This window comes from Mesorhizobium sp. B2-3-13, from assembly GCF_006442195.1.
GTDB lineage: Bacteria > Pseudomonadota > Alphaproteobacteria > Rhizobiales > Rhizobiaceae > Mesorhizobium > Mesorhizobium salmacidum.
Genome location: NZ_VFVQ01000004.1, coordinates 257,803 through 280,053 on the forward strand (window position 1 = coordinate 257,803; position 22,251 = coordinate 280,053).

Below are 22,251 nucleotides of genomic sequence, written 5' to 3' on the forward strand. Positions count from 1 at the left end.
GCGGGCGGCAAACGTTCCGGGGTCAGCCGGCGGCGTCGCGGGCTCCCTCGGACAGGAAAGTAAAGACATAGTCCGAGAAAGAACGCCAGCACTCGACCCTGAAGGCCTCGTCGGCCGTGCGCAACAGCACGATCTCGGCCTTGCCCAAAATGGTGCGCGAAGCGGCGCCCACCGGGAAGGCGTCGAGCGACAGATCCTGCGGGCAGCCCGAATTGATCGCGGCTTCCGCCGCCGGGCCGGTGACGGAAATCGCGATGTTGCGATGCGAGATGCCGACCGACGAGTGCAAGGTTGAAACCTTCGCGCAATTGGCGAGCGGGTCCTTGCCGGCCTCGTCGATGACAAGCCACTCGTCCGGCCCAAGCCACAGCGCCGTACGGCCGCTCTTCGACGCCGAGGTTTTCGGCTGCTTCGGCAGGGTCACACCGAGCGCCTTCGACAGAGCGGCGACCGAAGCTTCCGGCGCGCGCAGCGAAATGCGCAGGGCCGGCGGCAGCACTTCGACCTTGACACCCGTTGCGGAGACAGTGCGCCCGGCCAATGCCGGGCGCCGCTCCGCCGAGGGCGAAGCCGTCGCGGCCGTCTTTGCAGCAGCTTTAGCCATTGAGGCGCCCTCCCGTCTCGTCGAAGAACACCATGCCGGCAACCTCCACTTCGATCACCCCGTCCGGCATCGGCACATAGAGCGTGTCGCCCATCCGGTCACGCCCGCCGGCGACCAGCGCCAGGGCGATGGAACGGCCGCAATTCTGCGACCAGTAGCTCGAGGTAACGTGGCCGATCATCTTCATCGGGATTGCCTGCTTCGGGTCCTCGACGATCTGCGCGCCTTCTTCCAGCACCACCTTGGGGTCCTTGGTCTTCAAGCCGACCAGTTGCTTGCGGCCCTTGGCGACCAGGTCCGGCCGCGCCATGCCCCTGATGCCGACGAAGTCGGCCTTCTTCTTGCCGACCGCCCAGTCGAGGCCGGCGTCGTTTGGCGTTACCGTGCCGTCCGTATCCTGGCCGACGATGATGTAGCCCTTCTCGGCGCGCAGCACGTGCATCGCCTCGGTGCCGTAAGCGGTGGCGCCATGCTTCTGGCCCTCGGCCCACAACGCTTCCCAGACGGCCTGGCCATAGTCGGCCGGGACATTGACTTCGAAACCGCGCTCGCCGGTGAACGACATGCGGAACAGCCGTGTCGGCACGCCACAGATCTTGCCTTCGCGCACCGACATATGCGGCAGCGCTTCATCAGACATGTCGATGCCTTCGACCAGCGGCGCGATGATGTCGCGGGATTTCGGACCCTGCACGGCAATGACCGCCCACTGCTCGGTGATCGAGGTCAGCCAGACATTGAGATGCGGGAACTCGGTCTGGAGGTAATCCTCCATGTGGTTCATGACGCGCGGCGCGCCGCCCGTCGTCGTCGTGACATGGAAGCGGTCCGGCGCCAGCCTGCCCACGACACCGTCATCATAGATGAAGCCATCCTCGCGCAGCATGATGCCATAGCGGCAGCGGCCTGGCTCCAGCTTCTCCCACGGATTGGTGTAGAGCAGTTCCATGAACTTGGCCGCGTCCGGGCCGACCACTTCGATCTTGCCCAGCGTCGAGGCATCGAACAGGCCGGCTTGATTGCGGACCCCAACGCATTCGCGGTCGACCGACGCATGCATGTCCTCGCCGGCTTTCGGGAAATACCAGGCGCGCTTCCACTGGCCGACATCCTCGAACACCGCGCCTTGCGCCTCGGCCCACGGATGGATCGCGGTTCTGCGTGTCGGGTCGAACAGCGGCCCACGCGCATGGCTGACAATCGCGCCGAAGGTGACAGGCGTGTAGGGCGCGCGGAACGTGGTCAGGCCGACCTCCGGGATCGGCTTGCCCAGCGTTTCGGCGGCAATCGCCAGGCCGTGCATATTGGAGGTCTTGCCCTGGTCGGTCGCCATGCCGTTGGTGGTGAAGCGCTTGACATGCTCGATCGAGCGCATGCCTTCATGCACCGCCTGGCGGATGTCCTTGGCGGTCACGTCGTTCTGGAAATCGACGAAGGCTTTAACCGTCGTGTCCGGTCCGGCGCCGGGCGCCGCACCCAGCATGCCGCGCGACCAGCTCTCCGAGGCGTCCACCTTCGGTTTGGTCTCCTTGGCGGCTTTCGCGCCGGCATCCTTGGCCGCCTTGGCGCCCGCCGCATAGGCCTCGTCGACCGTCGCCGCCAGTCCGTCGGTGCCGTTGCAGGCGCCGACCGAGACGCAGTCCTGCGCGTAGGTGCCGGGCACGAACCGCTTGGTCTCGTCGTTGAAGGCGACCTTGCCGCGCGACTGCGAGAACAGATGCACCGACGGTGTCCAGCCGGCCGACATCAGGATCGCATCGACCGGAATTGTGCGTTCGCCGCCGCCATTCTTCGGCTGCACCGTCATCGACGACACCCGCAACTTGCCGCCGGCGCGGATCACAGCACGGCCGAAATTGATCTCGATGCCGAGCGCCCTCGCCTCGTCGATCACCGGGCCGGTCGGGTTGTCGCGCAAATCGACGATCGCCGCCACGTTGACGCCGGCCTTCTTCAGGTCGATCGCGGCGCTGTAGGCCGAGTCATTGGCGGTGTAGACACCGACATTTTTTCCGACCGCGACACCATAATGGTTGAGGAAGGTGCGCGCCGCGCCCGCCAGCATGACGCCTGGCCGGTCGTTATTGGCGAACACCATGTGGCGCTCGATGGCGCCGGAGGCCAGCACCACGCGCTTGGCGCGGACCTGCCATAGCCGTTCGCGCGGCAGGTCGTGGCCGGGGGCTTTCAGGTGATCGCTGACGCGCTCGACCAGGCCGACGAAATTCTGCGCGTAATAGCCGAACGCCGTGGTGCGCGGCAGCACGCGGACATTGTCCATCGCACTCAGCCTGGCGATCGCCGCTTGCGCCCAGGCAAAGCCGTCCTTGCCGTCGATCTTCGCGCCAGACTCGAAGCGCAGGCTGCCGCCGAACTCGGCCTGCTCGTCGGCCAGGATGACGCGCACGCCGGTCTCCGCCGCGGCAAGCGCCGCCGCGATGCCAGCCGCGCCGCCGCCCAGCACCAGCACGTCGCAATGGGCGTAGCGCGAGGAATAATGGTCGGGATCCGGCCTGTCGGGCGAAACGCCAAGACCGGCTGCTTCGCGGATCTTCGGTTCGTAGAGGCTCTTCCAGGCCGCTTTCGGCCACATGAAGGTCTTGTAGTAGAAACCGGCCGAGAACAGCGGTGATGCCAAATCGTTGACCGCGCCGACGTCGAAGGACAGCGACGGCCAGCGGTTCTGCGAATTGGCGGCAAGCCCGTCATAGAGTTCCTGTACGGTCGCGCGCACGTTGGGCGTCTTGCGCGCGTCGTCGCGCACGATCTGCACCAGCGCGTTCGGCTCTTCTGCGCCGGCCGATAGGATGCCGCGCGGGCGGTGGTACTTGAACGAGCGGCCGACCAGATGCACGCCGTTGGCGAGCAGCGCCGAGGCCAGCGTGTCGCCCTCGATGCCGGCATAGGACTGTCCATCGAAGCTGAACCGCGCGGTCTTGGCCTGGCTGAGGCGTCCGGTGCCGGGAATGCGCAACGCGCCGCTCATTTCGCTACTCCAGGTAGCTTGGAGGGTTTCGGTTCGCCGGCCTTGTAGGTCATGACGAACTTGTCGGTGACGGTGTCGCGCACCGCGTTGAAGAAGCGCGCGCAGCCATGCATGTGCCGCCAGCGCTCATAAATGATGCCCTTGGGATTCGAGCGGATGAAAAAGAACTTCTCGAAATCGTCGTCGCTCTCGCCGGCCATGTTGGCCGAACGCGCGATATGCGCCTCGCCGGCGTTGCGGAATTCGAGTTCCGGGCGCTCTTCCTCGCAATAGGGGCAGCGGATGAGAAGCATCGTGTTTGTTCCTACAATTCGCCGTGGCCGACGCGCGCGCCCGCCGGTTGATCGCAAAGCTTCTGGCCCATGGTCATGAATGGAGCGACGAGTCGCAGCCGCTCCTCGATGCTCGTCGCCGCACTGAAGAGATCGCGGTTGGCCATGTTGCCGAGCGTCAGCTGCATCGGATCTGTCGTAACGATGACGCCACGCGGTTGGAAATCCTCGTCCTCATCCAGCCTATGCGGTCTGCCTTCGTAGAACATCACCACTTTCTGGCCGACGCTCCAGACGCAGGCGAGCATTCCCTCGTCGACCGAAAACGGCCAGCCGGTCTCGTTTCCGGCACGGCTGATCGGCTGCAGCCGCACCTCCTGCGCCGTCGGAACATGGAACATGCCCTGTTCCCCCGCCAGCATCAGCGGCATCGCGACAGCGATCTCAGTCATCATCATCAGTGCGCCACCGCTGCGGCCGCCGCCTCGTCGATGAGGCGACCGGTGCGGAAGCGTTCGATGGTGAAAGGCGCGTTGATCGGGTGCGGATCGTCCTTGGCGATGGTGTGGGCAAAGACATGGCCCGAGCCCGGTGTGGCCTTGAAGCCGCCCGTGCCCCAGCCGCAATTGACGTAGAGGCCGGGCACCGGCGTCTTGGCCAGGATCGGCGAGCGGTCGGGCGTCACGTCGACGATGCCGCCCCACGAACGCAGCATCTTCATGCGCGTGAAGATCGGGAACATCTCGCAGATGGCGTCCAGCGTATGCTGAAGAATGTGAAGTCCGCCGGTCTGCGAATAGGAGACATACTGGTCGGTGCCGGCGCCGATCACCAGTTCGCCCTTGTCGGACTGCGAGATATAGGCGTGCACCGTGTTCGACATCACAACGCAAGGCACAACCGGCTTGACCGGCTCCGACACTAGCGCCTGCAGCGGATAGCTCTCCAGCGGCATGCGCACGCCGGCCATGTTCATGATGACCGAGGAATGGCCGGCCGCGACGACGCCGACCTTCTTGGCGCCGATGAAACCGCGCGTCGTATCGACGCCTGTGACCGCGCCGTTGGCAGCCCGCTTGACGCCGGTGACCTCGCAGTTCTGGATGATGTGGACGCCGCGCGCCGACGCGCCGCGCGCATAGCCCCAGGCGACCGCGTCATGGCGCGCCGTGCCGCCGCGGCGCTGCAGGGCAGCCCCGACGACCGGATAGCGCGCATCTTTCGAGGTATTGAGCGGCGGACAGAATTCCTTGGCCTGCTCCGGCGTCAGCCATTCATTGTCGATGCCGTTCAGCCGGTTGGCATGGACATGGCGCTTCAGCACCTGGATGTCGTGCACATTGTGGGCGAGCATCATGACGCCGCGCGCCGAATACATGACGTTGTAGTTGAGCTCCTGGGAGAGCCCGTCCCACAGCTTCAGCGCATGGTCGTAAATCCCTGCGCTCTCGTCATAGAGATAGTTGGATCGGATGATGGTGGTGTTGCGGCCGGTATTGCCGCCGCCCAGCCAGCCCTTTTCCAGCACAGCGACATTGGTGATGCCGTGCACGGTGGCGAGATAATAGGCGGTGGCCAATCCATGACCGCCGGCGCCGACGATGATGACGTCGTATTCCTTCCTGGGCTCCGGCGAGGACCATTGTTCCTCCCAGCCCTTGTGGCCGCGCATGGCCTCGCGGGCGATGGCGAATACAGAGTATTTCTTCACGGTCCAGCCTCGCGCCAAAAGGTCTCGCGGAGTGCAGCCGGGTCTTCCTTCGGCCCAGCGCGCGAGGTGTATCACTAGCGAAACGGCGCTGCCATCCTTGCGCTGTTTGCGACGGCGCTTGCCGTTTTGCGCCGCGCTGAAAAAGAGGTATCCGGTCTGGCCCCGATGATTGCCTTCAGTCACACTTCCCGGCGTCGGGGATTCGGAGGATGATGGTGGGCAACGCTTGGTGGAATCTCACATTGCGCTTCCTGCTGGAGCTGTCAGCCTTGCTTGGCCTCGGCATGGCAGGCTGGAGCCTTTTCGAGGGCTGGTGGCACTGGGTCCTGGCCCTTGCCTTGCCACTCATCGCTGCAGCGTTGTGGGGGATTTTTGCCGTGCCCGGCGATCCAAGCCGTTCAGGGAGTGCACCGGTACAGGTGCCCGGCGCTGTCAGGCTGGCGCTGGAATTCGTCGTCATGTTCGGCGGCGCGGCCGGTTTCCATGTGGCAGGCCATGCCGCCACGGGCACCATCATGGCCGTGCTGATCGTCATCAGCTACGTGTTCTCGCTGGACCGATTGGCTTGGCTGCTCCGGCAATAGTTGATGCGAGCCTCTGCGGTTTTCGGGTGGCTGCTGTCCTGCCGATTTGCGACGAAGCATCCGATCGCCGGCAAAGCTGGCGCGAAGGACAAGGATGCCAAACATGCTCGCACTTTCCAACAAGATCGCCATCGTCACCGGCGCCAGTTCCGGCATCGGCCATGCCACCGCCAAACTGTTCGCGGAGGAAGGCGCCAAGCTGGTCATTTCCGCTCGCCGCCAGACCGAGCTTGATGCACTCGCCGCTGAAATCGAGGACGCCGGCGGCACGGCTGTCGCTCTCGCGGGGGATGTTACCGACGAGACCTACGCGAAAGCTCTCGTCGAGCTGGCGGTCGGCAGCTTCGGTGGACTCGACATCGCGTTGAACAATGCCGGCTCCGTCGGACCGATGGGTCCTGTCCCCGACATGTCGGCACAGACATGGCACGGAACGATGGACACCAATCTGACCAGCGCCTTTCTCGGTGCGAAGTATCAGATACCGGCCATGCTCGAGCACGGCGGCGGCTCGCTGATCTTCACGTCGAGCTTTGTCGGTTACACCGCCGGCATGCCGGGCATGGCCGCCTACGCCGCGGCCAAGGCCGGCCTGATCGGATTGACGCAGGTGTTGGCCGCCGAATACGGACCGAAGGGGCTGCGCGTCAACGCGCTGCTGCCCGGCGGGACCGACACGCCAGGCGCGACGACGACCACGCCTGAGGCCCGCGCCTTCGTCGAGGGCCTCCACGCCCTGAAGCGCATGGCGCAGCCGCAAGAGATCGCCCGCTCCGCGCTTTACCTTGCCTCCGACGCCTCGAGCTTCACCACGGGAACCGCGCTGTTTGCGGATGGCGGAGTGTCGATCAACCGGACGTGAAGGATTTTTTGCCGGGACAGGCCTGTTCGTCGTTCTGACGCAGGCCGCCGGTCTTGCTTTTTCGACGCGATTTGGCGATTCCGTTTCTATCTAAACGGGTCTTCTTGCCAAGACGGGTCCTGGAACCATGATGCTGATCCGAACCTATGTCGCCCAGAGTGCAATCGAAGGCGTCGGCATGTTCGCCGCCGAGCCCATCCGGAAGGGCGCCTCGATCTGGCGCCTGGATCCGGATTTCGATCGGCTGATCCCGATGGACAAATACGAGACGGCGCCGCAACCCCTGAAGGAATTGCTCGACCGTTATGCCTATCCGAGCCCGGACAAGCCCGGGTTCATCGTCTATGAGGTCGACAATGGCCGCTTCATGAACCATTCGGCGACCCCGAACACCGATTTTTCGCAATATGGCGGCGCCACCGCGACCCGGGATATCGCCGTCGGCGAGGAGATCACCTGCGATTACGGTGAGTTCTTCGAGGATTTCGAGCGGCTGCACCTGGCCACGGCGTAACAGGCACCCTATCTCCAGGCGACCGTGGCAATTGGCTGTCGTCCGTCATTTCGACTGTGGACAGCGAGGCTTGATTCTGCTATCAGCCGCCACAATTCGTGGTGTCGAGCGCCGCGGAGGCTTGTGGCTATGGCTGCTTGCCTGTTGATATCAAACCCGAAAGACAGGATTGCCCGTGCAGGTACTCGTCCGCGACAATAACGTTGATCAGGCGCTTCGCGCGCTGAAGAAGAAGATGCAGCGCGAGGGCATTTTCCGCGAAATGAAGATGCGCGGCCACTACGAGAAGCCTTCCGAGAAGCGCGCCCGTGAAAAGGCCGAAGCCGTTCGCCGCGCCCGCAAGCTGGCCCGCAAGCGCGCACAGCGCGAAGGCCTGCTGCCGATGACCCCGCGTCCGGTTGCTGCTGGCGGTGCCGCCGGTGCAGCGCGTCCGCCGCGCTGATTATCGCCAATATTTCGTCCTTTTCGAAGGATACCAGGGTGGCGCGATGCGGAATCGCCGCCACCCTTTTATTTTGATTGTGACCCGGCCCGGAGGGGGGAACCGGACCTGAACGACGGCGCAAGTGAGGACAGGGCAGACATGAACGCAACAAGCGTGGAGCGCGGGACCGCATTGCGTGGTTTCGCCCTGACAGCGGCCCTGCTTTCCGGACTGGTGCTTGCCGGCTGCCAGACGTCGGGCCCGGCCGGCGAGTTCAACAACATCGACAAGGCGCAAGGCTCGAGCGAGAACATCTCCTCGCTGTCGGCGGTCATCCAGCGCAATCCCCAGGATCCTGAAGGCTACAATGTGCGCGGTTCGGCCTATGGCCGCGGCGGCCAGTACCAGCAGGCGCTCAAGGACTTCAACCAGGCCATCCAGCTCAACCCGAATTTCTACCAGGCCTATTCGAACCGGGCCCTCATCCAGCGCTTCCTCGGCAACCAGGAAGCCGCACTCGCGGACTACAATCGCTCGATCCAGATCAACGGCAATTACGACGCCGCCTATATCGGCCGCGGCAATCTCTACCGCAAGGCGGGCCGCACCCAGGATGCCTTCGCCGACTTCCAGAAGGCGATCCAGCTCGACACGACGGATGCCCGCGCATATCACAATCGCGGCCTGATCTATCAGAGCCAGGGCCAGCACAAATTCGCCATCGAGGACTTCTCGACCGCCATCTCGCTGGCCCCTGACGCCGCCGAGCCCTACAACGGCCGTGGCCTCTCCTATCTTGCGACCGGCGACGAGGACAACGCCTTCTCCGACTTCAACATGGCCATCAAGCTCGACGGCCAGAACGCCGAGGCCTGGGCCAACCAGGCGCTGATCTACGAACGGCGCGGCGACAAGGCAAAGGCGGCGAAGGCCTATCGCGAGGCCGTGCGCCTCAACCCCACCTATCAGCCGGCCAAGGACGGCCTCGCCCGCGTCAGCTGACATCGGCTTCCGCCAGCCCGCGCCAAGCGCCCCATTGCATCGTGCGTGTGCGAAAGGACACGCGGCGCGGCGGATCGCCGCCAATCCGGCAACCGTGTGTTAACCCCCGCGACAAGCCGTTAACCCCTGCCTTGTTCGCGCCAAGTTTTCGGCGGAACGGTCGCGGCGCTCGAGACGTTACTGAAGACTGATTGCGAAAGGACCCTCCCCATGATCAAGAAACTCGTCTGCGCCGCTGCTCTTGCAACGACCGTTTTCGCTGCCGCTCCGGCCAGCGCCGGCAGGCTGCAACTCGGCACGCTCGACTGCACCATCGATGGCGGCACCGGCTATATCGTGACGTCCAACAAGGGCGTGTCCTGCGTCTTCCGGCCCCATCATCACGGGCCGTCGGAAATCTATACAGGCGTCATCTCGAAGCTCGGTGTCGATGTCGGCAAGACGCATCAGGGCCAGCTCATCTGGGCGGTTTTTGCCGCGACGCGCGACCGTGACGCGGGCGACCTTGCCGGCAGCTACTACGGCGTCAACGCCGAGGCGAGCGTTGTGACCGGCGGCGGCGCCAACCTGCTCGTCGGTGGCTTCGACAGCGCCTTCATGCTGGAGCCACTCAGCGTCCAGGCGCAGACCGGCGTCAATCTCGCCGTGGCGGTGACTTCGCTGGAGCTGATCCACTCGCTCAAATAAGCGGTTTGGGGCCTCGGCTCCAGACCCTTCACTCTGCGGCGCGGAACCGGACAGGATGGTTCCGCGCTGTTTGTTTTTTGGGGGATGCCATGCCGAGGACAGCTATCGCCGCTGCCATGATTGCAAATCATGTTTACCGGCAAGCGGTGCATCCAGGACGACGCTGGTCCAAACATATCTCGAAAAAATCGCTTGAGCTCAATCGCGGTTGAGGTTCTACAAACCCGTCCCGAGCAAAACAGCGTCTCGACGCGGCGCGCATGGTACTGCCGGAAGCCTCGCGTTGGCTTCTGGTGCCGTGCGGCTGCATCGAGATAGGCAAAGCAGGGATGGACATGACCGAGATCAGCACAAACAGGGTCGACTGGCGCGCATTGTGGGCAAGCGGCGACCTGGCGCGCTTCTGCTTCATCAGCCTCGGCATCCTGCTTCATGCCACCAATGAGACGATGGTGGCGACCGTCATGCCGGCCATGGTCGGCGAACTGGCCGGCGTGCAGCTCGTCGGCTGGTCGCTCGCGATCTACGAACTCGGCGCCATCGTCGCCGGTGCCGCGGCGGGACGGCTGGTGAGCTATGTGGCGCTGCGCACCAACATGATGGTCGCGGCCCTGCTTTACGCGGCCGGGGCGCTGATCTGCGCCACCTCGCCTTCGATGCAATTGTTCCTGGCCGGCCGTCTGATCGAGGGGCTGGGCGGCGGCGCGCTGGTGTCGCTGGCCTTCGTCTCGGTCGAACGGCTGTTTTCGCGTGCCATCTGGCCGCAGCTTTTCGGCATCATGTCGGCGATCTGGGGCGTCGCGGCGTTCAGCGGTCCGCTCCTCGGCGCTGTTATGACCGAATTGCTGTCGTGGCGCTGGGCCTTCGGCGTCTTCACTCTCGGCGGCACCGCCATGGCGCTGGCAAGCTTCCTCGTGCTCGACACGCCGGAAGCGACAAGACCCAGCACGAGCGCCGGCAAGGCGCCGCCTTTTCCGTTCATGGCGCTTGGCTGCCTTGCCATTGCCGTGGTGCTGATCGCCTCAGCCGGCGTCGACATCGCCCTGCCGCGTTCCTCGCTGCTGATCGTGCTGGGGCTGACAGGTCTCGCGCTGTTCTTTTACATCGATGCGCTGAAGCCGCGCTCCCGGCTTTTCCCGGCGCGGCTGTTCTCATGGCGCACGCCGGTCGGCGCCGGCATGACCATGGTCGCCGCCTTTTCCACCGCGACCTGCTCCTTCGGCGTCTACGGGCCGCTGCTGCTGACCAGCCTGCACGACATTCCGCTGCTGACCACCGGCTACATCATCGCCGCCGAATCGATCGCCTGGTCGATCCTGTCGATCCTCGTCGCCAACGCGCCGCCACGGCGCGAAAGGCTGATCATCGTCTGCGGCGCACTGATGATCGCGGCGGGCATCGCCGGCTTCGCCTACACGATACCACTGGGCTCGATCGCGCTGATCCTGGTCTGCGCCCTGTTGCAGGGCGGTGGCTTCGGCATTGCCTGGCCGTTCCTGACCCGCGTCATCGTCGCCTCCGCCCCGGACGACGAACAGACCATCGCCTCGGCCGCGGTGCCGACCATGCAGCGCATCGGCTATGCCGTCGGTGCCGCCCTTGCCGGCATTGTCGCCAATGCCAGCGGTTTTTCGCAAGGACTGAACCATGACGCGGCCGCTGGTGTCGCGAGCTGGCTGTTCCTTGCCTTCGTGCCGCTCGGCGTTCTCGGCTGCCTCGCCGCCTTGCGGATATCGGCGGCGGCAAATCGGCCGCTCGCAGCCATCGGCTGACGCAGGTTCTATCGGACAGGTTATTCACTCGACACGCAGGCGGTAGCCGACCCCGGTCTCGGTGGTGATGTAGCGCGGCTGGTCGGGGGTTTTTTCGATCTTCTGCCTGAGCTGGCGCACATAGACCCTGAGATACTGCACATCTGTCGAATCGTCCCAAATCTGCTTCAGGATGAAGTGGTGGGTCAGCACCTTGCCGGCATGCTGCACCAGGATGCGCAGTATGTCGTACTCCTTCGGCGAGAGCTTCACCTCCCTGTCCTCGACCTTGACGATGCGCTTGACCAGATCGACGCTGAGGTCGCCGCTCTGGAAAACCGGCTTTTCGCCCTGTTGCTGGAACTTGTGGCGCAGCGCAACGCGGATGCGCGCCACCAGTTCGTTCATTCCGAACGGCTTGGTGACATAATCGTCGGCGCCGAGTTCGAGCGCGCTGACGATGCCGGCCTCGTCGGTGCGGCTGGAGAGGATGACGACGGGAATGTCGACGCCCTCGTCACGCCATTTGCGCAGCAGGTCGTGGCCCCCTATGCCGGGCAGGCCGAGATCGAGCAACACCAGATCCGGCTTTTCCTGTTCCATCAGCTCGATCGCCACCTTGGCGTTCGGCGCCTCGCTGACCCCGTAGCCCTGGCTGGCAAGGCCGACCCGCAGCAGCTTGCGGATCGGCGGCTCGTCATCGACAACCAGTATCCTGACATTCGAATTGGTCATCGAGGCTGGTCCACGCCGGGTTCGTCGCCGCGGTTGCCGACACCGCGCGCTTGCGCCGGCACCGGCATCCTGATGGTGAAGGCGGCACCGGGGCGGTCGGTCCGGTTGGCGGCCGCGATCGTGCCGCCCATCGCCTCGACGAAGCCACGGCAGATCGACAGGCCGAGCCCGGTGCCGGCGCGCACCTGATCACCCTTGCGCACCCGGTAAAAGGTGTCGAACACGCGTTCCAGGTCCTGCGCCGGAATGCCCGGCCCCTCATCCATGATCTGCACGATGACAGAGCCATTGTCGACCCAGGCCTGGACGCGGATCGCCGAGCCCGGCGGCGAATATTTCGACGCATTGTCGAGAAGGTTGAACAGGACCTGCTCGAACAGCACGGGATCGAGCCTCAGCATCGGCAGGTCGGGCGGAATATCGACCTCGATCTTGTGTTCGCTGGCGATCTTGCGGGCACGGTCGAGTGCCGTACCGACGATATCTCCCAGATAGTGAAGGGCGTAATTCGGCTCGATCGCACCGGACTCGATCTTGGTCATGTCGAGCAGATTGGCGATGAAGCGGTTCAGCCGTTCCGATTCGTCGATCACCGTCGACAGAAGCTCCGCCCTGTCCTGCTCGGGCAGGTCGGGCGCGAACTCCTTGAGTGTGCCTGCCGCCCCCATGATGGCCGCGAGCGGCGTCTTCAGGTCATGCGAAATCGATGTCAGCAGCGCCGAGCGCAGCCGGTCGGCTTCGGCGGCCAGCTTGGCGCGGTCGACATCGGCGACGAGCTGGACGCGTTCGATCGCCACCGCCGCCTGGTCTGCCAGCGCGTCGAGCAGCCGCTGTTGCTCGGGCGTCAAAAGGGGGCCCTGCTTGTCATTGTCGAGACCGACGACGCCGATTGCCGTGCGTCCCGTACGCAAGGGAAGATAGAGGCGCTTGGCGCCGGGCAGCGTGTCGGCGCCGCGTCCGGCGGCACGGTTGTGCTCCCAGGCCCAGCGGGCGGCGGCGATGTCGGCCTCGGCCAGCGTGTCGTCGGGCGGATAGCCTGCCTTGACGGTGATGGTGCCGTCTTCCGGCAGCAGCAGCACCACGCGCAGCTTCAGCATCGAGGCTATCTGGAAGGCGGTGGCCCAGAGCACGTCATCGAGCGTGCCGGCGCCGGCGAGCTTCTTGGAGAACAGATAGATGTCCTCGGTCGCCCGCGCCCGTGAGCGGGCGGCGGCGGCCTGACGCTGGACGCGCGCCGTCAGGTTGCTGGCGATGACGGCAACGGCGACGAAGACGGCAATCGCGACGATGCTCTCGGGATCCCGGATCGTCAGAGTGTAGCGCGGCTCGAGGAAAAAATAGTTGAAGGCAAGGACACTGAGGAAACAGGCGTAAAGCGCCGGCCAGAGACCACCGCCCACCGCCGAGGTCAGCACGGAGAGCAGGAAGACGATCGCCAGGTTGCGAACGTCGAGGAACTGGTCGAGAACAGTGCTGAGGGCCAATGATCCGGCAACGTAAGCCGTGGCGAGCAAATACGGCTTGGCCTGAAACTGCCTCTGCTCGGCTGCCGCGCTCACTCTCCTGGAAGGCGTCTCGGTGTCCCGCTCCGTTCCGGAGATGACATGGACGCTGATGTCGCCGGCATTGCGGATCAGATCATAGGTGAGCGATCCCTCGATCAGTTCCCGCCAGCGCGACCGGGTCGGCCTGCCGACCACGATGTGGGTGAAATTGTTCGCCGTCGCATGGCGAACGATGTCCTGCGCGACGCTCTGGCCCGGAATGGTCGTCACCTCGGCGCCGAGCTGCTCGGCCAGGCGCAGGAGTGTGGCGAGCCTGTCCTTGTCGTCCTCGGACATGCCGGCCGAGCGAGGCGTGTCGACATGAAGTGCCGTCCATGGCGCACGAAGCCTGTCGGCCAGCCTGCGTGCGTAGCGAATGCGGGCCGCCCCGCCCGGACGCGCATCGACGCAGACGAGAACCCGTTCCCCGGCAGCCCACGGTCCCTGGATGGCGTGGGACTGCATGTGGTTGAGCAACTGCTCGTCGACGCGCTGGGCGGTACGCCGCAGCGCCAATTCCCGCAACGCGGTCAGATTGCCCGGCGAAAAATAGTTCTCGACGGCACGCTGCGCCGTATTGGGGAAATAGACCTTCCCCTCCCCCAGCCGCTTGATCAGGTCGTCGGGCGTCAGATCGATGATTTCGACATCGTCGGCCTGGTCGATGATGGAATCGGGCACCGTCTCGCGCACCCTGACCCGCGTGATCTGGGCGACGACGTCGTTCAGGCTTTCGACATGCTGGATGTTGAGCGTCGTATAGACGTCGATGCCCCGCGCCAGGATTTCCTGGACGTCGAGATAACGCTTGGGGTGGCGGCTGCCGGGCGCGTTGGTGTGGGCGAGTTCGTCGACCAGGACCAGCGCCGGACGCCGGGCAAGGATGGCATCGATATCCATCTCGTCGAGGACACGCTCCCTGTAATCGACCTTGCGGCGGGCAATGACTTCATACCCCTCGACCAGGGCCCGGGTTTCCTTGCGGCCATGCGTCTCGACCACGCCGATCACCACGTCGACACCGTCGGCCAGCCTGGCACGGCCCGACATCAACATCTCGTAAGTTTTGCCGACACCCGGTGCCGCACCCAGGAATATGCGCAGACGGCCGCGCCCTTCCCGCCCGGCATGCTCTAGCAGCGCGTCGGGAGATGGTCTGTTTTCGACGTAGCTTCTGTTGTCCGGCATCGGGTCCGATCATGAATGGCGCCGGGGACCGTGTCGATCCCCGGCGCCGGCCATCACCTATTTCCCGGCATCCAGCGCTAGATTGAGAGCCAGCACATTGACCGCCGGCTCGCCGAGCACGCCCAACTCCCGGTCCACGACCTGGCTGTCGACGAGCGCCTTGACCTTGGCTTCGTCGATGCCCCTTGCCTTGGCCACGCACGGAACCTGGAAATAAGCGGCCTCGGGGCTGATCTGCGGATCAAGGCCGCTGCCGGATGTGGTCACCAGGTCCATCGGCACCGGCGCATTCGGATTTTCCGCCTTCAGCTTCCCGGCATCGTCCTTGATGCGCTCGATCAACTTCGGATTGGTCGGGCCAAGATTGGAGCCGCCCGAGGCACCGGCATCATAGCCATTGCCCGCCGCCGAAGGTCGTCCGTGGAAATACTTGTCGCTGGCGAAGGCCTGGCCGATCAGTTCGGAGCCGACCACCTTGCCGTCCTTCTCGATCAGGCTGCCATTGGCCTGGCGCGGGAACAGCGCCTGGGCGATGCTTGTCATGCCGATGGGATAGACGAGCCCGGTCAGCACGGTGAAGAAGATGATCATGATGATCGCGGGTCTGATTTGCTTGAGCATCGGAATGATCCTTATGCAAGGCCGAGGGCCGTGATGGCCATGTCGATTATCTTGATGCCGACGAACGGCACGACGATGCCGCCGAGGCCGTAGACGAGAAGGTTGCGGCTGAGCAGCGCACCGGCGCCGATCGCCCGGTATTTCACGCCGCGCAGCGACAGCGGGATCAGCGCGATGATGATCAGCGCGTTGAAGATGATGGCCGACAGGATGGCGCTCTGCGGTGTCGCAAGGTGCATGATGTTGAGCGCCTGCAACGGGCCCGTCGTTTGGCCTGGCGCGATGTAGAAGACGGCGAACATGGCCGGAATGATGGCGAAGTACTTGGCGACGTCATTGGCGATCGAGAAGGTGGTCAGCGATCCGCGCGTCATCAACAGCGCCTTGCCGATCTCGACGATCTCGATGAGCTTGGTCGGATCACTGTCGAGGTCGACCATGTTGCCGGCCTCGCGGGCGGCGACCGTGCCGGTGTTCATGGCCACGCCGACATCGGCCTGCGCAAGGGCTGGCGCGTCGTTGGTGCCGTCGCCGCACATGGCGACCAGCTTGCCCTTGGCCTGTTCGTCGCGGATCAGCTTCAGCTTGTCCTCGGGCGTTGCCTGGGCAAGGAAGTCGTCGACGCCGGCCTCCGCCGCGATGGCTGCCGCCGTCATCGGATTGTCGCCCGTGATCATCACCGTGCGGATGCCCATGCTGCGCAGTTCGGCGAAGCGCTCGCGGATACCCCCCTTGACGATGTCCTTGAGGTGGACGACGCCGAGCAGCCGCCCGTCCCTCTCGACCGCCAGCGGCGTGCCGCCCGATTTGGCGATCTCGTCGGCGATCGCCTGCAGGTCGCGCACGGTATCGCTTCCCGGCCGTGTGCCGTGTGTGGCTGATGTCGGCTGGCTGACATAGGTCAGAATCGAATCGACCGCGCCCTTGCGCACCGAAGAGCCGTCTACGTCGACGCCGCTCATGCGGGTCTGTGCCGTGAAGGGCACGAACGTGGCGTATAATGTCGCCATGTCGCGGGCACGGATGGCATATTTCTCCTTGGCCAGCACCACGATCGAGCGGCCTTCCGGCGTCTCGTCGGCGAGCGAGGCAAGCTGTGCCGCGTCGGCCAGTTCCTGCTCGCTGACACCCCTGACCGGGCGGAACTCGGTCGCCTGGCGATTGCCGAGCGTGATGGTGCCGGTCTTGTCGAGCAGCAGCGTGTCGACGTCGCCGGCGGCTTCGACGGCGCGGCCCGACATGGCCAGCACATTGAAGCGAACCAGGCGGTCCATGCCGGCAATGCCGATGGCCGACAGCAGCGCGCCGATCGTGGTCGGGATAAGGGTCACGAACAGCGCGACGAGCACGGTCACCGAGATATAGCCGCCTGAGTAGGAGGCAAAGCTCGGGATGGTCGCGGTGGCCAGCACGAAGATCAGCGTCATGCCGACGAGCAGGATGTTGAGCGCGATTTCGCTCGGCGTCTTCTGGCGCTCGGCGCCTTCGACCAGCGAGATCATGCGATCGAGGAAAGTATGGCCGGCGGCGGCGGTGATGCGCACGCGGATCCAGTCGGAGAGCACCTGCGTGCCGCCGGTGACCGCCGAGCGGTCGCCGCCGGATTCGCGGATGACCGGCGCGGACTCGCCCGTTATCGCCGCCTCGTTGACCGAGGCGACGCCTTCCACCACCTCGCCGTCGGACGGGATAATGTCGCCGGCCTCGACGAGGACGATGTCGCCGACCTTCAAACCGGTGCCGGGCACCAGCTTGAACTTGGTGCGATCCTCGCCCGTCAAAAGCTTGGCCTGGGTTTCGGTGCGCGCCTTGCGCAGGGAATCCGCCTGCGCCTTGCCGCGCCCCTCGGCGACGGCTTCGGCGAAATTGGCAAACAGCACCGTGAACCACAGCCAGATGATGATCTGCAGCGTGAAGCGCAGATCGCCGCCACCGGTGACGAGGTCCTTGACGAACAGCACCGATGTCAGCGCCGACACGACGGCGACGACGAACATGACCGGATTGCGGGCCAGCGTGCGCGGATCGAGTTTGCGGAAGGCACCGCCGATGGCGGGCCACAGGATGCCGGCATCCATGATGCTGGCCGATTTTGACTGGCTCATTTTGAAGCTCCGGCTTCAGTATTGATGTGCGGCACCGATTGGTCGGACGCCGGAAAGAGATGAGGAAGCCCGTAGGCCAGCAGCCAGAGCGCGATCATGGCGGCGGCAAGCCCAAGAAATGTCGACAGGGTCGGGAAAGGAGGCGGCATTCCCTCCTTCCCCGGATCGGCCCGATGCCTGACATTGCGGCGCTTGTTGCTGAACCAGGACATGTCTGCCTCAGAATGTTTGTCCATGAATCGTTGCCAGGTGCTCGACGACAGGTCCGACGGCGAGCGCCGGGAAGAAGGTCAGGCCGCCGACGATGACGATGACGCCGACCAGCAGCCCGACGAACAGCGGGCCGTCGGTCGGGAAGGTGCCGGTCGAGGCGGGCACGGTCTTCTTCGCCGCCAGCGCGCCGGCGATGGCGAGCGCCGGTATGACGACCAGGAAACGGCCCATCAGCATGCCGATGCCGAGCGTGATGTTGTACCAGGGCGTGTTGCCGCTGAGGCCGCCGAAGGCCGAACCATTGTTGGCCGCCGCCGAGGTGTAGGCGTAGAGGATTTCGGAGAAGCCGTGCGGCCCTCCATTGGCGATCGACGCGACGGCGCTCGGCAGCACCACCGCGATGGCGGTGAAAACCAGCATCGCCAGCGGCAGGCACAGGATGGCCAGCATCGCCATCTTGACCTCCTTGGCCTCGATCTTCTTGCCGAGATATTCGGGCGTTCGGCCGACCATCAGGCCGGCGACGAAGACGGCGATCAGGATGAACATCAGCATGCCGTAGAAGCCGGCGCCGGCGCCGCCGACGATGACCTCGCCGAGCTGCATGTTGATGAGAGGGATCATGCCGCCGAGCGCGCTGAACGAGTCATGCATGGCGTTGACCGCGCCGCAGGAGGCAGCCGTGGTGATGACCGCGAACAGCGCCGAGAGCGCGATGCCGAAACGGGTCTCCTTGCCTTCCATGTTACCGCCGTCGATGCCGAGCGCACGCACCAGCGGATTGCCCGCGGCCTCCGCCCAATAGCAGACGGCGACGCCGGCGATGAACAGCACGCCCATGGCGGCCAGGATCGCCCAGCCCTGACGCTGGTTGCCGACCATGCGGCCGAAGACGTTGGTCAAGGCAGCGCCGACGACGAAGATCGACAGCATCTGGATCAGGTTGGAGATGGCATCGGGGTTTTCGAATGGATGTGCCGCGTTGGCATTGAAGAACCCGCCGCCATTGGTGCCGAGCATCTTGATGGCGACCTGCGAGGCGACCGGGCCGAGCGCGATCGTCTGCCTGGCTCCCTCCAGCGTGGTGGCGTTGACGTAAGGCCCGAGCGTCTGGGGCATGCCGAGCCAGACATAGACCAAGGTGAGCACGACGCAGAGCGGCAAAAGCACATAGAGCGTGGCGCGCGTCATATCGACCCAGAAATTGCCGATCGATCTTCCGGAAGCGCGGGCGAAGCCGCGGATCAGCGCGATCGCAATGGCAATGCCTGTGGCGGCCGAAACGAAATTCTGGACAGTCAGGCCAGCCATCTGCACGAGGTAGGACATCGTGCTTTCGCCGCCGTAGTTCTGCCAGTTGGTGTTGGTCATGAAGCTGGCGGCAGTGTTGAAGGCGAGCGCCGGGTCGACCGCGCTCATGCCTGCCGGATTGTAAGGCAGGCCGCCCTGCAGGCGCTGCAGCATATAGAGCACCAGGAAGCCTGCCAGGTTGAACAGCAGCAGCGCCACCGCATAGCTGGCCCAGTGCTGTTCCTCGCGCTCGCTGGTTCCGCAAATGCGGTAGAGCCCCTGTTCGACCGGGCGGAAGATCGGCGAAAGCGGCGTGCGATCACCTTTGAAGACGCGGTGCATGTAGAAGCCGAGCGGCTTCACCAGCAAAACGAGGATCCCGCAATAGAGGAGGATCTGTATCCATCCGTTCATGGTCATGATGTAGCTTCCGTGCGCCGGTGGATTAGAAACGCTCTGGACGAATGAGGGCATAGGTGAGGTAGGCGAGCAGGAACAAGGTCACGCCACCACCGAGGATGTAATCGACAAGCATGGTTTGATCCTTCAGCCTAAATTCTGTCGCAAGCTTTGACGTAGACGATGGACAGGGCGAAGAACAAAACCCCGATCCCGAGAACAATGACGTCCATGATTGCCTTCCTTGCTTTCACTGTCTTTCGGCCACAATCGAAGAGGCCAAAACCGCTCGCGCTTGTTCGTCGCCTCGATGGCGATGGCATTCAAAGCTTCTGTCGGCGTGTTATATGGACCCGATCGCCATAAAGGTTCGAGACGGGACGGAGGGCAAAGAAATAGGAATCTTATAAAGGTTTCGGGGTAGGCGGCGGGCCACCGGCGATAGAGGGTCGCCTTCGACGACTACCAGCGAGCCACGGTTTGGAGGTGGCACCGACTATCAGGCGGCGTATTGTGAAAGCGGCAAAGGACCATCCCAAGCCAACGCCAGGCGGGAATTGCGGCCTAACGCAGTGACGCGCTGTAGGATGCTGTTGCACGCAGTCGCATCCAATGGCATTTCCGATGACAGGGCTTCTTGGCGCGCAAGGTTTGAAAAATTTTAAAATTGCCCAGGAAAATCAAGTGGTTATGGCGGAGAGAGCGACAGCCATATTGCTGTCTCATGTCATCTCAATCAACGAAAATCACAAGGCAATATCAATGCTTTAACCTAAAATGGCCGTCTCGCGCCGTTGCAATCCGCATCATCCAATGCCATTATTTTTGGCGGGTAAGATGATGGGATAGAGAAATGCCGAAGATCGCGAAGGAACTTTCAGCACTAGCCGTCAAGAACTTGAAACACCCCGGATCGACCACACCGGGCAACGCTGTGTTTGCTGTTGGCGGTGTTGCCGGGCTCATGCTCCAAATCACGCCGGGCAGCGGCCGGTCATGGCTATTGCGCACAACAAACGTCAATGGCCGGCGTTGCGAAATGGGTCTTGGCGGGCATGACGTATCATTGGGCGAAGCCCGCGAGCGGGCGAGGGCAACCAAAGACAAAATCCGCAACGGCATCAATCCGCTTCAAGAGAAGCGCGAGCGTCGCAAAGCCGCGATCGAGGCCGCAAAGCGCCATCTCACATTCCGCGATGCCGTTGACAAATTCCTTGCCGACACACTGGCGGAATTCAGGAACGAAAAGCATCGGAAGCAATGGCAATCCACGCTGGACACGTATGCAATGCCCGTCATCGGCAATCTTGCCGTTTCCGAAATCACCAAACATCACGTGGTCGAAATCCTTAAGCCGATCTGGACGACCAAGACTGAGACGGCCACGCGTTTGCGGCAACGTTGCGAACGCGTGCTTGATTGGGCAAAGGCACACGGACACCGCGAGGGCGACAATCCGGCACAGTGGAAGGGCAATCTCAATGCTATGTTGTCCAAGCCAAGCAAGGTTGCGACAGTCGATAATCAGCCCGCCGTTCAGTTGAAAGACGCGCCCACGTGGTTCGCAGCATTGCGCAAACGCGAAGGCACGGGTGCACGGGCATTGGAATTCGTGACATTGACCGCTGCGCGATCAGGCGAAGTGCGCGGCATGGAATGGCCTGAAATCGATTGGCACGCCAAATTGTGGACAGTGCCGGCATCGCGAATGAAAATGAGGCGGCCGCACGTTGTGGCGCTATCCGATGCGGCAATGACAATCCTAACTGCGATGAGAGAGGCCGCGGCCGCCGACACAGAATATGTGTTTCCAGCGATCCGGGGCGGCATGCTATCCGACATGACGTTGAGCGCTACCATGAGGCGGATGCACGAAAGCGAGATCGAGGCGGGCCGCATGGGCTGGCTCGACAAGAACTCGAAGCGTCCAGCCGTGCCCCATGGGCTGCGGTCAACGTTTTCTGATTGGGCAGGGGAGTTGTCCGACTATCCCCGAGACATGCGGGAATTTGCGCTCGCCCACGCCATCAACAGCGACGTTGAGGCCGCATACCGGCGCGAAACCATGATTGAGAAACGCCGCGCCATGATGAGCGATTGGGCTGCGTTTTTGCGGGGCGGGAACTGACCAAAGCTCTAAGACATGAGCCTCGGCAACGCCGACCGAAGGCGATAAGCTCGCGAGCAAAACGGAACGCTAAGCTGTTCAGCAATATCGATCGCTGATCGCATCGGGGAACCGGAACTATCAGCGGTGTCGCTGAGATGTTTCCGCTCGGTTCGATGGGCGCTGCGTGACGCCACCTCTAATTTCGCCTGGCTAAGCGCACGCCGGGCCCACCACCGTTCTCTGGAATGAATTCGATGCCAGCGTTCTCCAGGGCACCTTGAACCGCCTGCAGTGTGTTGTCGAACAAAACCTCGCCGCGCTCCAATCGCGCGATAGTGTTGGGAGAGACCTTGGCGAGGGCAGCAAGCTCCCGAATGCCTAGATGGAGAGCTGCCCGCGCCATCCGACACTGGGCCGAAGTTATTGCCATGCCGTAGTAACCCTGTTACTAAGTTGTTGCATTTGATGGCCATAGATAGTAACACTGATACTACCGTTGATGCCGACTAGCATCTTAAGCGGTTGGACAGGTGCGGTCACACCCGTCCAACCTAACCACAACCCCAGCTTTCATGGAGCTCGGATCATGGATGATTCCGACAATAGCATGAGTTTGTCTTTCGTCACCCGGCGGCGCTTGCTGGCGGGC

22 protein-coding genes are annotated in these 22,251 nt (G+C 63.7%); 9 read left to right on the forward strand and 13 right to left on the reverse strand.

Annotation, left to right across the window (positions count from 1 at the left end; all coding sequences use genetic code 11):
• Positions 1-22 precede the first annotated feature (22 nt).
• Genes FJ941_RS07405 through FJ941_RS07425 form a run of 5 tightly spaced genes read right to left on the reverse strand, consistent with a single transcriptional unit; the run spans position 23 to position 5,573 of the window.
• Positions 23-604 (reverse strand): sarcosine oxidase subunit gamma, encoded by a 582-nt coding sequence (locus FJ941_RS07405; RefSeq protein WP_140504338.1) that lies wholly within the window; start codon positions 602-604, stop codon positions 23-25.
• The gene (locus FJ941_RS07410) at positions 597-3,590 is read right to left on the reverse strand and encodes a sarcosine oxidase subunit alpha (protein ID WP_140504339.1); all 2,994 of its coding nucleotides are present in this window, start codon (positions 3,588-3,590) and stop codon (positions 597-599) included. Before FJ941_RS07410 ends, FJ941_RS07405 begins: the two co-directional genes overlap by 8 nt.
• The gene (locus FJ941_RS07415) at positions 3,587-3,883 is read right to left on the reverse strand and encodes a sarcosine oxidase subunit delta (protein WP_023770558.1); all 297 of its coding nucleotides are present in this window, start codon (positions 3,881-3,883) and stop codon (positions 3,587-3,589) included. Before FJ941_RS07415 ends, FJ941_RS07410 begins: the two co-directional genes overlap by 4 nt.
• Before the next feature lie 11 nt (positions 3,884-3,894).
• Positions 3,895-4,317 (reverse strand): hypothetical protein, encoded by a 423-nt coding sequence (locus FJ941_RS07420; protein ID WP_140504386.1) that lies wholly within the window; start codon positions 4,315-4,317, stop codon positions 3,895-3,897.
• Between the two features lie 2 nt (positions 4,318-4,319).
• On the reverse strand, positions 4,320-5,573 hold the full coding sequence (locus FJ941_RS07425; protein WP_140504341.1) for a sarcosine oxidase subunit beta: 1,254 nt from the start codon (positions 5,571-5,573) through the stop codon (positions 4,320-4,322).
• A gap of 209 nt (positions 5,574-5,782) precedes the next feature.
• Between FJ941_RS07425 and FJ941_RS07430 the strand changes: the two genes are divergently transcribed.
• The 7 genes from FJ941_RS07430 (at position 5,783) to FJ941_RS07460 (ending at position 11,418) form a co-directional block, all read left to right on the forward strand.
• The gene (locus FJ941_RS07430; RefSeq protein WP_246673718.1) at positions 5,783-6,157 is read left to right on the forward strand and encodes a DUF2568 domain-containing protein; all 375 of its coding nucleotides are present in this window, start codon (positions 5,783-5,785) and stop codon (positions 6,155-6,157) included.
• Positions 6,158-6,260: 103 nt separating this feature from the next.
• Positions 6,261-7,019 (forward strand): SDR family oxidoreductase, encoded by a 759-nt coding sequence (locus FJ941_RS07435; protein ID WP_140504343.1) that lies wholly within the window; start codon positions 6,261-6,263, stop codon positions 7,017-7,019.
• 127 nt (positions 7,020-7,146) lie between these two features.
• The gene (locus tag FJ941_RS07440; protein WP_027142987.1) at positions 7,147-7,533 is read left to right on the forward strand and encodes an SET domain-containing protein-lysine N-methyltransferase; all 387 of its coding nucleotides are present in this window, start codon (positions 7,147-7,149) and stop codon (positions 7,531-7,533) included.
• A gap of 175 nt (positions 7,534-7,708) precedes the next feature.
• A complete protein-coding gene (rpsU, locus tag FJ941_RS07445; RefSeq protein WP_010911429.1) occupies positions 7,709-7,975 on the forward strand; it encodes a 30S ribosomal protein S21 in 267 nt (88 codons plus the stop codon).
• 141 nt (positions 7,976-8,116) lie between these two features.
• The gene (locus tag FJ941_RS07450) at positions 8,117-8,959 is read left to right on the forward strand and encodes a tetratricopeptide repeat protein (RefSeq protein ID WP_140504345.1); all 843 of its coding nucleotides are present in this window, start codon (positions 8,117-8,119) and stop codon (positions 8,957-8,959) included.
• 210 nt (positions 8,960-9,169) lie between these two features.
• Positions 9,170-9,646: a DUF992 domain-containing protein gene (locus tag FJ941_RS07455; RefSeq protein ID WP_027142989.1), complete on the forward strand. Its 477-nt coding sequence runs from the start codon at positions 9,170-9,172 to the stop codon at positions 9,644-9,646.
• 335 nt (positions 9,647-9,981) lie between these two features.
• Positions 9,982-11,418 carry an MFS transporter gene (locus FJ941_RS07460; protein ID WP_140504347.1) on the forward strand — a complete coding sequence of 479 codons (1,437 nt, stop codon included), beginning with the start codon at positions 9,982-9,984 and terminating at the stop codon, positions 11,416-11,418.
• A gap of 24 nt (positions 11,419-11,442) precedes the next feature.
• On the opposite strand, the gene FJ941_RS07465 is transcribed toward FJ941_RS07460, so the two are convergent.
• From FJ941_RS07465 to kdpF, 7 genes are read right to left on the reverse strand one after another with little or no spacing between them, the layout of a single operon-like run.
• A complete protein-coding gene (locus FJ941_RS07465; RefSeq protein ID WP_140504348.1) occupies positions 11,443-12,132 on the reverse strand; it encodes a response regulator transcription factor in 690 nt (229 codons plus the stop codon).
• Positions 12,129-14,864 (reverse strand): sensor histidine kinase KdpD, encoded by a 2,736-nt coding sequence (locus FJ941_RS07470; RefSeq protein WP_140504350.1) that lies wholly within the window; start codon positions 14,862-14,864, stop codon positions 12,129-12,131. Before FJ941_RS07470 ends, FJ941_RS07465 begins: the two co-directional genes overlap by 4 nt.
• Before the next feature lie 57 nt (positions 14,865-14,921).
• Positions 14,922-15,485: a potassium-transporting ATPase subunit KdpC gene (gene kdpC / locus FJ941_RS07475; RefSeq protein WP_140504352.1), complete on the reverse strand. Its 564-nt coding sequence runs from the start codon at positions 15,483-15,485 to the stop codon at positions 14,922-14,924.
• Positions 15,486-15,496: 11 nt separating this feature from the next.
• Positions 15,497-17,590 carry a potassium-transporting ATPase subunit KdpB gene (gene kdpB, locus FJ941_RS07480; RefSeq protein WP_140504353.1) on the reverse strand — a complete coding sequence of 698 codons (2,094 nt, stop codon included), beginning with the start codon at positions 17,588-17,590 and terminating at the stop codon, positions 15,497-15,499.
• Positions 17,587-17,802 (reverse strand): hypothetical protein, encoded by a 216-nt coding sequence (locus tag FJ941_RS07485; RefSeq protein ID WP_027142995.1) that lies wholly within the window; start codon positions 17,800-17,802, stop codon positions 17,587-17,589. The genes kdpB and FJ941_RS07485 overlap by 4 nt, the downstream gene beginning before the upstream one ends.
• 7 nt (positions 17,803-17,809) lie before the next feature.
• Positions 17,810-19,513 carry a potassium-transporting ATPase subunit KdpA gene (kdpA, locus tag FJ941_RS07490; RefSeq protein ID WP_140504355.1) on the reverse strand — a complete coding sequence of 568 codons (1,704 nt, stop codon included), beginning with the start codon at positions 19,511-19,513 and terminating at the stop codon, positions 17,810-17,812.
• A 25-nt stretch (positions 19,514-19,538) separates the two neighbouring features.
• Positions 19,539-19,628: a K(+)-transporting ATPase subunit F gene (kdpF, locus tag FJ941_RS07495; protein ID WP_015315765.1), complete on the reverse strand. Its 90-nt coding sequence runs from the start codon at positions 19,626-19,628 to the stop codon at positions 19,539-19,541.
• Positions 19,629-20,116: 488 nt separating this feature from the next.
• Here kdpF and FJ941_RS29175 point away from each other — a divergent pair, with 488 nt between their 5' ends.
• Positions 20,117-20,263 (forward strand): hypothetical protein, encoded by a 147-nt coding sequence (locus tag FJ941_RS29175; protein WP_210242213.1) that lies wholly within the window; start codon positions 20,117-20,119, stop codon positions 20,261-20,263.
• 82 nt (positions 20,264-20,345) lie between these two features.
• Positions 20,346-21,620 carry a tyrosine-type recombinase/integrase gene (locus FJ941_RS07500; protein WP_140504357.1) on the forward strand — a complete coding sequence of 425 codons (1,275 nt, stop codon included), beginning with the start codon at positions 20,346-20,348 and terminating at the stop codon, positions 21,618-21,620.
• Between the two features lie 178 nt (positions 21,621-21,798).
• On the opposite strand, the gene FJ941_RS29370 is transcribed toward FJ941_RS07500, so the two are convergent.
• Positions 21,799-22,005, reverse strand: a complete 207-nt coding sequence (locus FJ941_RS29370; RefSeq protein WP_023825501.1) for a helix-turn-helix transcriptional regulator — start codon at positions 22,003-22,005, stop codon at positions 21,799-21,801.
• Positions 22,006-22,251: the final 246 nt, after the last annotated feature.

Bases quoted from the DNA above. Each gene is read 5' to 3' on its own strand.
- FJ941_RS07405 (WP_140504338.1), bottom strand. From the start codon at position 604: ATGGCTAAAGCTGCTGCAAAGACGGCCGCGACGGCTTCGCCCTCGGCG.
- FJ941_RS07410 (WP_140504339.1), bottom strand. From the start codon at position 3,590: ATGAGCGGCGCGTTGCGCATTCCCGGCACCGGACGCCTCAGCCAGGCC.
- FJ941_RS07415 (WP_023770558.1), bottom strand. From the start codon at position 3,883: ATGCTTCTCATCCGCTGCCCCTATTGCGAGGAAGAGCGCCCGGAACTC.
- FJ941_RS07420 (WP_140504386.1), bottom strand. From the start codon at position 4,317: ATGATGACTGAGATCGCTGTCGCGATGCCGCTGATGCTGGCGGGGGAA.
- FJ941_RS07430 (WP_246673718.1), top strand. From the start codon at position 5,783: ATGATGGTGGGCAACGCTTGGTGGAATCTCACATTGCGCTTCCTGCTG.
- FJ941_RS07435 (WP_140504343.1), top strand. From the start codon at position 6,261: ATGCTCGCACTTTCCAACAAGATCGCCATCGTCACCGGCGCCAGTTCC.
- FJ941_RS07440 (WP_027142987.1), top strand. From the start codon at position 7,147: ATGATGCTGATCCGAACCTATGTCGCCCAGAGTGCAATCGAAGGCGTC.
- FJ941_RS07450 (WP_140504345.1), top strand. From the start codon at position 8,117: ATGAACGCAACAAGCGTGGAGCGCGGGACCGCATTGCGTGGTTTCGCC.
- FJ941_RS07455 (WP_027142989.1), top strand. From the start codon at position 9,170: ATGATCAAGAAACTCGTCTGCGCCGCTGCTCTTGCAACGACCGTTTTC.
- FJ941_RS07460 (WP_140504347.1), top strand. From the start codon at position 9,982: ATGACCGAGATCAGCACAAACAGGGTCGACTGGCGCGCATTGTGGGCA.
- FJ941_RS07465 (WP_140504348.1), bottom strand. From the start codon at position 12,132: ATGACCAATTCGAATGTCAGGATACTGGTTGTCGATGACGAGCCGCCG.
- FJ941_RS07470 (WP_140504350.1), bottom strand. From the start codon at position 14,864: ATGCCGGACAACAGAAGCTACGTCGAAAACAGACCATCTCCCGACGCG.
- kdpC (WP_140504352.1), bottom strand. From the start codon at position 15,485: ATGCTCAAGCAAATCAGACCCGCGATCATCATGATCATCTTCTTCACC.
- kdpB (WP_140504353.1), bottom strand. From the start codon at position 17,590: ATGAGCCAGTCAAAATCGGCCAGCATCATGGATGCCGGCATCCTGTGG.
- FJ941_RS07485 (WP_027142995.1), bottom strand. From the start codon at position 17,802: ATGTCCTGGTTCAGCAACAAGCGCCGCAATGTCAGGCATCGGGCCGAT.
- kdpA (WP_140504355.1), bottom strand. From the start codon at position 19,513: ATGACCATGAACGGATGGATACAGATCCTCCTCTATTGCGGGATCCTC.
- kdpF (WP_015315765.1), bottom strand. From the start codon at position 19,628: ATGCTTGTCGATTACATCCTCGGTGGTGGCGTGACCTTGTTCCTGCTC.
- FJ941_RS29175 (WP_210242213.1), top strand. From the start codon at position 20,117: ATGACAGGGCTTCTTGGCGCGCAAGGTTTGAAAAATTTTAAAATTGCC.
- FJ941_RS07500 (WP_140504357.1), top strand. From the start codon at position 20,346: ATGCCGAAGATCGCGAAGGAACTTTCAGCACTAGCCGTCAAGAACTTG.
- FJ941_RS29370 (WP_023825501.1), bottom strand. From the start codon at position 22,005: ATGGCGCGGGCAGCTCTCCATCTAGGCATTCGGGAGCTTGCTGCCCTC.